The organism is Planococcus sp. BI3 (genome assembly GCF_056680115.1).
Window position 1 is genome coordinate 3,089,942 of record NZ_CM155266.1, and the last position, 12,796, is coordinate 3,102,737.

A 12,796-nucleotide genomic window follows, 5' to 3' on the forward strand; every position below is an offset into this window, starting at 1 on the left:
TAGCTACGGCAACCAGCTCCTCGAGTCGCTTCAGAATTATCAGCAATGGCAAAGAGCGCCATTACTAATAATTCTTCCAGCGCTTGTCGGAGCTGAACGGGCTGCCTTCGCTTTTTCATTGTCCAGTTGCAAGTGCCTAGCTCTTCGGATCATAAGTCAACCCAGCGACGTGGCAAAGAACGCCACTCTGCTGGTCTGCCTTATGCCTTTCAGAGCTGAACAGGCACTTTCACTTTTCTAGTTGTCCAGCTCCAGCAGCCAGCCCCTCGAGTCGCTTCAGCCTTACCAGCAATGGCAAAGAACGCCATTACCGGTAAGGCTTCCAGCGCTTGTCGAGGCTAAACGGCTGCCTCCGCTTTTCTTGTTACCGGACACCCTTCATGAAGCCTTGGATGCGTGGGGCGAAGATGAACAACAGGATGCTGAGGACGATGGAAGCTCCCCCGATGATTCCGAAGTACATCATTTCGTTTTCCACTGTGTAGAACTTGACCAATTGTGCGTTGATTGCCTGAGCGGCAGCGTTGGACAGGAACCACAGACTCATCGTTTGAGCAGAGAAAGCGGCAGGTGCCAATTTGGTTGTTGCTGACAAGCCTACTGGAGATAGGCAAAGCTCTCCAAGTACGACAATGAAATAACTAAGGACAAGCCAAAGTGGGTTGACCAATGCTGCTGGTCCTCCGAAGTAAGCAGGCAACAGGATGACCAGGAAAGATAACCCGGCAAACAATAGACCAAGTGAGAATTTTTGTGGAATCGACGGTTGTCTGCTTCCCAGTTTAACCCAGAGCCAAGCGAAGACCGGAGCTAGCATGATGATGAACAACGGGTTCAACGATTGGAACCAGGCAGGAGAAATCGTGATTCCTGCAAATTCAAGGTCCGTACGGGTATCCGCATACGCGGCAAGGATGGTTGATCCTTGTTCCTGAATTGCCCAAAACATGACGGATGCGATAAATAACGGAATATATGCCAACAGGTGTGAGCGTTCCACTTCTGTTGTTTTTTTGCTGCGGTACATAACTGTAAAATAGGCGATTGGAATCAAAATACCAAAAATACCGACAGTCGCTACGAAGCTGTCAAAAGTCAGCAATCCGGTCGGAATGCCGATAGCAACTGCTGCTGCAATGATTAAAGCACCAATTGTGAAGATTTTGATCGTCGCTTTACGTTCTGAAGGCAATAATGGGTTCGGCACGATAGTTCCTGCCAGCCCAAGATTTTTTTTCTTCGTTGCTAAAAAGATTATCAAACCAAAGAACATGCCGACAGCTGCAATACTGAAGCCTAAATGGAAATTGATGTTCATGCCGACAGTACCGACGATCAAAGGTGCCAGGAAGCCACCCATATTGATTCCCATATAGAAGATACTGAATCCAGCGTCGCGGCGATCGTCATTATCCGCATAAATTTCACCGACTACACTGGATACGTTCGGTTTCAATAAACCGGTACCCAGGACAATTAAGACCATAGATACGAAGAATAACGCAAGGTTTCCAGGAATTGCTAAGGCGATATGCCCAAGCATGATAAGAATCCCACCGTAAAAAACAGCCTTTGACGTACCGAATATCCGGTCTGCCAGCCAACCGCCGATAATACCGGACATGTAAACGAGTGATCCATAAATTGACATGATGGATAAAGCAGTCGTTTGATCAAGGCCCAGACCACCATCGGAAATTTCATAGTACATATAAAAAACCAGAATGGCTCTCATCCCATAATAGGAGAAACGTTCCCAGAACTCTGTAAAGAATAAAGTGAAAAGTCCTTTAGGGTGGCTAAAAAAGCCTTTCTGAGGAACACTATTGACAATCTCTTGCCGAGAATACTTTTCAGACATCATACTAACCTCCATTTTGTTTATTCTAACATAATACTTTTTTTAGTTAAAAAAATCAAAATAAATTTCAAAACTAGTTAAAAAGCCTATAATCAAAGGGAATCAAGAAAATATAATACTCTGAAAAAGTGAATATATTTTTTTAGAATAGTTATTTAATTCTAATTAGAGTTATTAATTAGTTTTATTCTACTGAAGCCACATTGAAACAGACTGCCTGGGGCCAGCCGATGCTTAAGGTACTGAGTTCTTGGCCTATATTCTTCTTCTCAACATATAGTCGTTGTGGCATCGGAGAAGAGGATAATCTTTAAAGTGTCTATTTACCTGTTATTTAAAATAGTTAATTAATTGGTAAATTAAGCAATTAATATAACCTATAAAATTACCATATTTAGTAATCATTAGTTAGTGTTCACTAATTATTCACATTTTTTTAAAGAAATATCCAATAAAAGTTGTGAAAAAACTCAAGGTGCAGTATATTTAAAATAGTTAGAAAATTAAATAGGGAGCAGGAGTATAAATGAAGCAATTAAGCAAACGAATCAAGGACTTAAGAGAAGCTAAAGGACTATCTACTGAAGCATTGGCGGAAGAAATCGGCTTTGCAAAAAGTACGATCTGGGCTTATGAAAGTGGGAAGAAGCAAGTGTCCGTAATGCATCTTGAAAGACTTGCCGATTATTTTGAGATATCAGTCGACAGTTTGTTGGATCGCAGCGAACGGACAATCAATGTAGATCTTCAAAATACCAGTTTCTTAAACGACTACAATCTAATGTTGGATGACCAGCCCTTGAACCAGAACGAACTTGCTGAAGCCGCGTCTTTTATTCAAGTTAAACGTCGTATGGGCAATTACGGAGTCGCAACAAACTGATTTCTTATAAGCCTAATAGAAATGCCCATTCCTTTTCGAAGGAGTGGGCATTTTTTCGGGTTGTGCTCAGTACGTAAGAGGCCAGGTGAGAATCTAAGGTTCGATTAAGTCCTGTTTATTCTTTGTTTCTCCGGGAACACATAAAGTATAAAAAAGGAATATGGGAGGCTGGATTACTTGAGTAAAACGATTTTTATTACAGGAGCAGGAAGCGGACTGGCAAAAGGAACGGCACTCGGGCTTGCGGAGCAGGGGCATAAGGTCATAGCACCAGTGGAAACCGCTCCGCAGGTGACCGCATTACGTGAGGAAGCAGCTGCAAAAGGTTTGGAATTGGATGTTTTCAAAATGGATATCAAAAATCCACAGGATCTGGCGCAGATGCTCGAATACGATTTTGATATCTTCGTCGCCAATGCGGCTGTAAATGAAGGCGGACCGCTTTCAGAAGTGCCGATGTCGAATTTCAGGGAGTTATTTGAGGTCAATGTCTTCAGCACTTTGGAGACTGCGCAGGTTGCCGCACGTAAGTTTGTGGATAAAGGGGAAGGGAAAATCATTTTCATGTCTTCGATGGCAGGGATAATGGCGACGCCCTACGTTGGGCCGTATACGGCGACCAAGCATGCAATCGAAGCAATTGCTACGACGATGCAGAAAGAACTGGAAAGCCATGGGGTACAAGTGGCGACCGTCAATCCAGGCGCATTTGCGACAGGCTTCAATGACCGAAGTGCAGAAGCGAAATGGAAATGGTATGACGAAGCCATACACTTTACGCGGAAAGAAGACATGGAAGAGGCGGATAAAGCTTTGGGAAATCAATACGATCCTGAAGAAATGATTGCGAAGATGGTGGAAATCATTCCGCTCGATACGCATAAATTCCGTACAGCCTTCCCGGAAGAAACAGAAAAGCAGATGAAGGAAGAAGAAGCGAAGCGATGGGAAATGGAAATTTGAAGGGGAGATGAGCGTGGAGTCTCAAGCGGAGATTGTCGCCATGCTGGAAGAAGGGAAAGCCGATCTGGATGTTGCCTGCAAATTATTCGATTCACTGGAGGCAGTAGATTTAGAATCCCTTCTTGGAACCTGGAAAGGAAAAGAATTTCATACAGGCCATCCACTGGATGGTGTATTGAAAAAAATGAAATGGTACGGTAAGAAGTTCCATGATGCAGATAATGTAGATCCGCTGCTTTTTGAAATTAAAAAAGGAAAAGTAGTGGCAATCGATCCTGTGCCGTTCATGGCAAAGCAGAAACTATCGGAAGCAGCCGGTGGTGAAGCCCGCATGCGGATGGTCGAGTTCCGTGGTAAATTGAGTGCAGCCATCATTTATGACCATTTGCCGATCCATGATCATTTGCGGAAGATTGCCGATGGAAAGTTAATCGGCATGATGGATCTTAAAGGGGATCCCCAACCTTTTTTCTTTTTGCTTGAGAAATTGGGAAAATAAAGAATCGTCCTGAGAGCTTAGGCTTACAGGACGATTCTTTGTGTCTGTGCTGCACAGTTTCTTAAGATTTCATCAAAGAAAAAGGCTTGGAAATGTGGTAAGCTAACTCATACGATACGAGTATTAGGAGTGTTCTATTTTGTTGGAAAGCGCAAAGAAATTACTGCAGTCCCATTTTGGCTACGAGTCATTCCGAGTCGGCCAGGAGCAAGCCATTACACAGGTATTTGAAGGGCATAATTCGATTTGCGTCATGCCGACAGGCGGAGGCAAGTCCATGTGCTATCAAATTCCTGCCCTTGTCATGGAAGGGACCACCATTGTCGTGTCGCCTTTGATTTCATTGATGAAAGACCAAGTGGATGCCCTTTTGGCAGCTGGAATACCAGCTGCTTTTATAAACAGTTCCCTGGATTTTGACGAAGTCCGTGAGACGCTTATGGACGTTCAGCGCGGCGCCATCAAACTGCTTTACATTGCACCGGAACGATTGGATTCGGAAATGTTCCTCAACGAGCTGCAGGGAGTGCACGTACCATTGATTGCGGTCGATGAAGCTCACTGTATCTCTCAATGGGGACATGACTTCCGCCCGAGCTACCGCCTGATCAGCCGCATGACGGAATTGTTTCCGAACAATCCGACAGTGCTGGCCCTGACAGCTACAGCTACGCCTCAAGTGCGTGAAGATATTTGCCGGATTTTGAATATTGAAGAACAGCACACCATCATGACCGGATTCGAACGCGCCAATTTGACGTTTTCCGTCGTACGCGGGCAGGACCGGGAACGGTTTGTGAAGGAATATGTAGAGAAAAACGAAAAAGAAGCAGGCATTATCTATGCGGCTACCCGGAAAACGGTGGATTCGGTATATGAAATGCTGTTGAAAAAAGGCATTAAGGCAGCCAAATACCATGCCGGTATGCCAGACAATGAGAGAAAGCTTGGCCAGGAGCAATTCTTAAATGATGAAGTGACTGTTATGGTCGCCACCAATGCATTCGGTATGGGGATCGATAAATCCAATATCCGATTTGTCATCCATTATCAGCTGCCGAAGAATATGGAAAGCTATTATCAGGAAGCGGGGCGTGCAGGCCGTGATGGGCTGCCGAGTGAGTGCATTGTGCTATATGCTTCGCAGGATGTCCAAACGCAGCGTTTCTTAATTGACCAAGCTCAGGATCCAAGCAGGATTCCGGGGGAACTTGTGAAATTGCAGGGAATGGTCGATTATTGCCATACTGAAAATTGCCTGCAGCAGTTTATCATCCATTATTTCGGCGATACAGCAGCTGAACCATGCGGCCATTGCGGAAGTTGTTTGGACGACCGTGAAAGTCTGGACGTCACCAAAGATGTCCAAATGGTCTTGTCATGTGTTATCCGAATGGGACAGAAGTTCGGAAAAGCGATGACAGCACAAGTATTGACTGGCTCACGCAATAAAAAGGTATTGGATTTCGGTTTTGATAAGCTGTCGACCTATGGCATTTTAAAACATCAAAATGCCAAGGAAGTTTCGAATTTGATCGAATTCATGATTTCCCAGGAGTTGTTGGCAGTGGAGCAAGGGTCATTCCCAACCATTTATGTGCCGGACGGCGGAAGAGATGTGTTGCTTGGCAAACGGCAGGTTTTGCGAAAAGGAGCCGTTGTGACGAAACGCATCGCTTCAAATGATCCTTTATTTGAAGAATTGCGCGTAGTCCGGAAAAGTTTGGCTGATGAAGCCGGAGTTCCGCCTTTCGTCATTTTCTCTGATAAATCATTACAGGATATGGTAGCAAGAAGGCCGAAGGATGACGCTGAATTTTTAGAAGTCAATGGAGTAGGCGCGAATAAGCTTGAAAAATATGGTGAAGCATTTTTACAGGCGATCCATTCGTTTGATGCGATCAATAATTGAATAAATATAAGTAGGAAAACGCCGTATAAAACGGGGTTTTTCCTTTTTTTTTATTGTCAGACTTGTATAATTATGCAGTCCTATATAATAAAAATCCTTGAATATTAGCGCAAATAATGGAAGCGTTTACACTGTAATCATAGGATTTTGGCCTCAGGATTAATATTTTTTTACTCCAGGTAATTGTATATATATTCAGACTTATGATATACTATCAAAATATTATGACACATGAGTGTAATGAAGGAGGCGGTTTGATGAGCAAGAAGGAATATCCAATCCCACAAGGACTTTATCATCCAGATCAAGAGCATGAGGCGTGCGGAATAGGTATGATCGCCAATATTAATGGACAAAAATCACATGCTATCGTTCAAAATGCTATAAATATATTGTGTAACCTGGAACATCGCGGTGGACAGTCGTCTGATACGAGCACAGGAGATGGTGCTGGAATTTTAACTCAGATTCCCCATCGTTTCTTCTTGAAGCAATGTGAAAAAGAAGGCATTACATTGCCTGAAGAAGGAAAGTACGGTATTGGCATGCTCTTCATGCCGCAGGATTACGATCTTCGAATGAAAACAAAAGAAATAGTTCAACAAATTATTCAGGAAGAAGGACAAATCTGTCTTGGATGGCGTCCAGTTCCGGTAAACGATTCATTTGTTGGAAAAGTCGCATCAAAAACAAAGCCTGTTATCCGCCAAGTATTTGTCGGAGCTGCTTACGGTTTAGAAAACCGGATAGATCTTGAGCGCCGGTTATATATCATCCGTAAGCGGATCGAACAGGCAATGATCGGAAAAGAAGAATTTAAAGACGTATACTTCAGCAGTCTTTCAGCAGGTACGATCGTCTACAAAGGCATGCTTATCCCGGAACAGCTGGACTCGTTTTATATCGACCTCAACCATCCAGAATTCAAATCAGCAGTAGCTCTTGTCCACTCTCGCTTTAGTACAAACACCTTCCCAAGCTGGCAGCGTTCACACCCTAACCGCTATTCAATCCACAATGGTGAATTCAATACCTTAAGAGGAAATGTCAATTGGATGCGTGCCCGTCAGATGCTTTGCGCATCTCCTGCATTCAATAAAGAAGATCTGCAAAAAGTTCTCCCAGTCATCGATGAAACCGGCAGTGATTCGTCCATGTTCGATAACTGCTTTGAATTTTTGCATTTATCTGGAAGATCTCTTGCGCATACAGCGATGATGATGGTTCCGGAACCTTGGGTCAATGACCCGACCATTAAACAGGAGAAAAGAGATTTTTATGAATACCACAGTACTTTAATGGAACCTTGGGATGGACCGGCTGCATTGGTCTTTACTGACGGTAAACAAATTGCAGCTTGCCTTGACCGTAATGGCCTTCGCCCGGCGCGGTATTATGTGACAAAAAGCGGCATGATCGTAATGGGTTCAGAAGTTGGTGCACTGGATATCTTTGCAGATGACATTATCTATAAAGATCGTCTGCGTCCGGGTAAAATGCTGTTGATCGATTTGGAAGAAGGCAAAATCATTCCTGATGAAGAAATCAAACTTCAAATTGCAGGAGAATTGCCTTATAAGGATTTCATCGATAAAAACATGTTCGATTTGGAAGATCTGCCTGAACCAGTGAAACCTTCGAACTCTGACGATACGATACCTTTGATCAAACGCCAGTTGGCTTTTGGTTATACTATGGAAGAAGTCCAAAAAATCATCAAGCCGCTGGCAACTGACGGCAAAGATCCTGTCGGTTCAATGGGCTATGATTCACCATTGGCTGTTTTATCGAAAAAACCACAGCTTCTCTATAATTACTTTAAGCAATTGTTCGCACAAGTCACAAATCCGCCGATCGATGCGATTCGGGAACATATCATCACTGCAGCACGTACGACAATCGGGGCAGAAGGCAACCTTGTTCAGCCAACTCCTGAAAGTGCCCGGCACATCCGGTTGGAAACGCCGGTATTGACGGATGCGGAACTTGAGAGATTGCGTCAGCAGGATATTCCTGATTTCAAATCTGCTACAATTTCGATCCTGTTCGCTAAAAATGCTGGAGCGGAAGCCATGGAGCAAAGATTGGATGCGGTCTTTGCAGAAGCGGATGAAGCACTTAAAGAAGGCGCTACATTACTTATCCTGTCCGACCGCGGCGTAAACGAAGAATATGCAGCTATTCCTGCGCTTCTAGCCGTCTCAGGGCTGCACCATCACCTGATCCGTGAAGGCACCCGTACACAAATGAGTATTTTGCTGGAATCTGCAGAACCTCGTGAAGTCCATCATTTTGCGGCTCTTCTTGGTTATGGCGCGGAAGGCATCAATCCTTACCTGGCTTTCGCTACCATCGAGAACCTGATTGAAATCGAAGATATTCCGAATATGACTTTCGAAGAAGCAGAGGAGACATACGTAAAAGCTGTTACAGACGGCATCATTAAAGTTCTTTCCAAAATGGGTATTTCCACTATCCAGAGCTACCGTGGAGCACAAATTTTTGAGGCTGTCGGCATCCATATGGATGTAATCGATAAATACTTCACGCGCACTTCTTCACGCCTGGGTGGAATCGGGCTTGATATTATTGCGAAAGAAGTTCTCATGAGACATGCAGCAGCTTATCCCGTTGCTCAAGGAGATGACCAGGCACTGGACTCCGGCGACGAATTCCAATACCGTGAAAATGGTGAAAATCACCAATACAATCCGAAGACGATCCATACACTGCAGCATGCGTGCCGGACCAATAATTATGAGGTCTTCAAAAAATATACCAATCTCTTGACTGATGAAAAAGCCAATCTTCAATCCCTGCGCGGGTTGATGTCCTTTAAGAAACAGACGCCAGTCCCGATTGAAGAAGTGGAAACGATCGAGGAAATCTGTGCACGCTTTAAAACAGGTGCCATGTCTTACGGCTCCATCAGTAAAGAAGCACATGAAGCACTTGCTGTCGCAATGAACCGCATTGGTGGAAGAAGCAACTCAGGAGAAGGCGGAGAAGAAGTTTCCCGTTTTATCCCTGATGAAAATGGCGACAACCGACGCAGTGCTATTAAACAGGTGGCATCTGGACGTTTTGGCGTAACCAGCCATTACCTCGTGAATGCCGATGAAATCCAAATCAAAGTGGCACAGGGAGCGAAGCCGGGAGAAGGCGGACACTTGCCGGGCAAAAAAGTTTATCCATGGATTGCGGAAGTGCGCGGCTCTACTCCAGGTGTTGAATTGATTTCACCACCTCCGCATCACGATATCTACTCAATCGAGGATTTAGCTGAATTGATTTTCAACCTGAAAAACGCAAATCCAGATGCACGTATAAGCGTCAAACTGGTATCGGCTGTCGGTGTTGGAACGATAGCGGCTGGTGTAGCAAAAGGCCGTGCAGATGTTGTATTGATCAGCGGTTACGATGGCGGAACCGGAGCAGCGCCGAAAACAAGTTTGAAACACACAGGCCTGCCGTGGGAAATCGGCTTGGCTGAAACGCATCAGACTCTTCTGTTGAATGGTCTGCGTGACCGGATTGTTGTGGAAACAGACGGCAAAATGATGACAGGCCGCGATGTAGTAACAGCGGCTCTATTAGGCGCCGAAGAATTTGGATTTTCAACTGCACCACTGGTCGTACTTGGCTGTATCATGATGCGCGTCTGCCATTTGGACACTTGTCCTGTCGGCATTGCAACTCAAAATCCGGAGCTGCGCGCAAAATACGGCGGAGACCCGGAACACGTGGCAAACTTCATGCGCTTTATCGCGCGGGAAACACGCGAGTTGATGGCTGAACTCGGATTCCGTACAGTCAATGAAATGATTGGCCGGACAGATGTCATTGAAGCCAATCAGGCAGTGGACCATTGGAAAGCGGGGGGCATTGATTTGAGCGCCTTGTTGTACCGTCCGGACCTGCCGGAAAAAGTGGGGCGTTATGCAACAATCAAGCAAAACCATGAATTGGAACAGACACTGGACTATCAGGAACTATTGCCGCGTTGCCGCAATGCAATTGAGACAGGCGAACGTGTCGAAGTGGCTACGGCGATCCGCAATATCCACAGAGCTACAGGTACGATCATCGGCAGCGCCATTTCGAAACGCTACGGTGCAGAAGGGCTTCCTGAAGACACTGTCAACTTGAATTTCCAGGGATCGGCTGGACAAAGCTTCGGGGCATTTATTCCGAAAGGGATGTCGATGAATTTAATCGGGGATGCCAATGACTTTGTCGGAAAAGGGCTATCGGGCGGTAAAATTACAGTTTATCCAGCTTTGGACTCAACATTCCTGCCTGAGAAAAACATCATTATCGGGAATGTTTCATTCTACGGGGCATCAGCAGGCGAAGCTTATATTTATGGTGTAGCAGGCGAACGCTTTGCGGTCAGAAACAGTGGGGCGAAAATTGTTGTCGAAGGCGTAGGCGATCATGGTTGTGAATACATGACCGGCGGCCGGGTAGCGATTCTTGGACAAACCGGTAAAAACTTTGCGGCCGGAATGTCTGGCGGCGTAGCATATGTTCTTGATGAAGATGGCACTTTCAGTGAACGCTGCAACGCGGAAATGGTTCATTTACAGCCACTTGCCGATCCAGCAGAAATTGAAGAGCTGCGGGAAATGATTCAGAAGCATGTACATTATACAAGCAGTACCAACGGAACGCGCTTATTGGCACACTGGGATATTTATACAGCTAAGTTTGTGCGTGTCATTCCGAAAGCTTATCTGCAGATCAATGAACGAATCAGTAAATTGCAAAGCAGCGGCATGGAGAAATCCGAAGCGGAAATGGCTGCTTTTGAAGAAAGTAAAATGGCCAACGCGGGGAAATAAGAAAAGTGAAAGTGCCTGTTCAGCTCTGACAGGGGTAAGACGATCTGGCGAAGCGGCATGTTTTCAGCCGCACAGCCAGAGTGGCTTACATCCCGAAGAGCTAGGCACTTGCAACTGGACAACAAGAAAAGTGAAAGCAGAACTAGAGTCTCGACAAAATAAAAATCCCGGGTTTTTGCCAATAAGCGAAAACCCCGCGGATTCAACATGAGAAATCGTGAGTAGGAGGGAAATGATGGGCAAACCAACTGGCTTTATGGAATACGACAGACAAACAGTCAAAGAGCGCCAACCGGCTGAACGGACAAAAGATTGGGACGACTATACAATCCCTTTGTCAAATGAAGAAGTGGCAAAACAAGGCGCACGCTGTATGGACTGTGGAGTGCCGACTTGCCATACCGGAATGGAACTGGACAATGTAACAACCGGCTGCCCTGTAAACCATCTCATCCCAGAATGGAATGATCTTGTTTATCGCGGACAATGGAAAGAAGCATTGCACCGTGAACATTTGAAGAACAACTTTCCTGAATTTACGGGAACGGCTTGTCCGGCACCTTGTGAAGGAGCCTGTGTCTTGGGCATCAACGAACCACCGGTAGCCATCCGTACAGTGGAACGTTCTATTATTGAACGTGGATTTGCGGAAGGTTGGGTTGTGCCTGAACCGCCTAAAACGCGGACCGGCAAAAAAGTGGCGGTGATTGGATCAGGGCCAGCCGGACTTGCGGCTGCAGCTCAATTGAATAAAGCAGGCCATATGGTAACTGTCTTTGAAAAAAGCGACCGCGTAGGCGGGTTGCTGACATACGGGATTCCTGAGATGAAATTGTCATACGATATGGTGACGAGACGTGTAAACCTTCTTGAACAGGAAGGCATCACTTTTATCACGAGTGTAGAGGTAGGGAAAAACTACCCTTCTTCGAAATTGAAGGATGATTTCGACGCAGTTGTCATGTGTACAGGCTCGACCGTCCACCGCAATATTGATGTAGAAGGCCGTGATCTGAAAGGTGTTCATTTTGCTATGGACTTCCTGCATACCAGCACGAAAAGTCTGTTGGATTCCAATTTCGAAGACGGCAATTTTATTTCGGCTAAAGGCAAGAATGTCATTGTCATTGGCGGCGGAGATACCGGAACGGATTGTTTAGCGACATCTGTTCGCCATGAATGCGCGAGCCTTGTTCAGTTTGATGTCTATGACAAAAAAGGCGCGATTCGTGATGAAAAAGGCAACCCTTGGCCACAGTATCCGAAAGTTCATCGCGTTGAATACGGCCATAAAGAAGCAGCTGCAACTTTTGGTGAAGATCCAAGAGCTTATGCAGTCATGACGAAGAAATTTGTGGGCAATGAAGACGGGCAAATCAAAGAAGTTCATACAGTAAATGTGAAATTGAAGATAGATGAAAAAGGCAATCGGATCCGCGAAGAAATTCCAGGTACAGAAAAAGTATGGAAAGCGGACTTGGTCTTGATTGCCATCGGTTTCAGCGGACCTGAACAGGATTTGATTCAGCAGCTGGAAGTAGAGACTGAAGCGAATTCCAGGGTGAAAGCGGAATATGGAAAATACACGACCAATGTAGAAGGTGTCTTTGCAGCAGGAGATGTGCGCCGTGGCCAAAGCCTGATCGTTTGGGCAATTAACGAAGGCCGTGAAGCCGCACGTGAATGCGATCGTTTCCTGATGGGAACTACTGTGTTGCCGTAACGAGTGAATAGTTAAATTTAAAGCTGCAGCTGGACTCATCATTGAGTCCAGCTGCAGCTTTTTTATGGAGAGAAATCATAGAGTATAACTGTACGCTGACATAATAGAGTT

General features: G+C 45.3%; 7 protein-coding genes. 6 read left to right on the forward strand and 1 reads right to left on the reverse strand.

Annotated elements, in window-relative coordinates:
- Positions 1–364: 364 nt before the first annotated feature.
- Positions 365–1,861 carry a peptide MFS transporter gene (locus AC1MEO_RS15495; RefSeq protein WP_480331885.1) on the reverse strand — a complete coding sequence of 499 codons (1,497 nt, stop codon included), beginning with the start codon at positions 1,859–1,861 and terminating at the stop codon, positions 365–367.
- Between the two features lie 526 nt (positions 1,862–2,387).
- Here AC1MEO_RS15495 and AC1MEO_RS15500 point away from each other — a divergent pair.
- From AC1MEO_RS15500 to AC1MEO_RS15525, 6 genes are all read left to right on the forward strand, one after another.
- Positions 2,388–2,744 (forward strand): helix-turn-helix domain-containing protein, encoded by a 357-nt coding sequence (locus AC1MEO_RS15500; protein WP_480331887.1) that lies wholly within the window; start codon positions 2,388–2,390, stop codon positions 2,742–2,744.
- Between the two features lie 177 nt (positions 2,745–2,921).
- Positions 2,922–3,707 (forward strand): SDR family oxidoreductase, encoded by a 786-nt coding sequence (locus AC1MEO_RS15505; RefSeq protein WP_480331889.1) that lies wholly within the window; start codon positions 2,922–2,924, stop codon positions 3,705–3,707.
- 13 nt (positions 3,708–3,720) lie between these two features.
- The gene (locus tag AC1MEO_RS15510; protein ID WP_480331891.1) at positions 3,721–4,206 is read left to right on the forward strand and encodes a DUF4334 domain-containing protein; all 486 of its coding nucleotides are present in this window, start codon (positions 3,721–3,723) and stop codon (positions 4,204–4,206) included.
- 139 nt (positions 4,207–4,345) lie between these two features.
- Positions 4,346–6,118 carry a DNA helicase RecQ gene (recQ, locus tag AC1MEO_RS15515; protein WP_480331893.1) on the forward strand — a complete coding sequence of 591 codons (1,773 nt, stop codon included), beginning with the start codon at positions 4,346–4,348 and terminating at the stop codon, positions 6,116–6,118.
- A 257-nt stretch (positions 6,119–6,375) separates the two neighbouring features.
- A complete protein-coding gene (gltB, locus tag AC1MEO_RS15520) occupies positions 6,376–10,962 on the forward strand; it encodes a glutamate synthase large subunit (protein WP_480331897.1) in 4,587 nt (1,528 codons plus the stop codon).
- Positions 10,963–11,197: 235 nt separating this feature from the next.
- Positions 11,198–12,685 carry a glutamate synthase subunit beta gene (locus AC1MEO_RS15525; protein WP_480331899.1) on the forward strand — a complete coding sequence of 496 codons (1,488 nt, stop codon included), beginning with the start codon at positions 11,198–11,200 and terminating at the stop codon, positions 12,683–12,685.
- Positions 12,686–12,796 lie beyond the last annotated feature (111 nt).

Excerpts from the sequence above, each read along its gene's own strand:
- AC1MEO_RS15500 (WP_480331887.1), top strand. The coding sequence starts at position 2,388 with ATGAAGCAATTAAGCAAACGAATCAAGGACTTAAGAGAAGCTAAAGGA.
- AC1MEO_RS15495 (WP_480331885.1), bottom strand. The coding sequence starts at position 1,861 with ATGTCTGAAAAGTATTCTCGGCAAGAGATTGTCAATAGTGTTCCTCAG.
- AC1MEO_RS15525 (WP_480331899.1), top strand. The coding sequence starts at position 11,198 with ATGGGCAAACCAACTGGCTTTATGGAATACGACAGACAAACAGTCAAA.
- gltB (WP_480331897.1), top strand. The coding sequence starts at position 6,376 with ATGAGCAAGAAGGAATATCCAATCCCACAAGGACTTTATCATCCAGAT.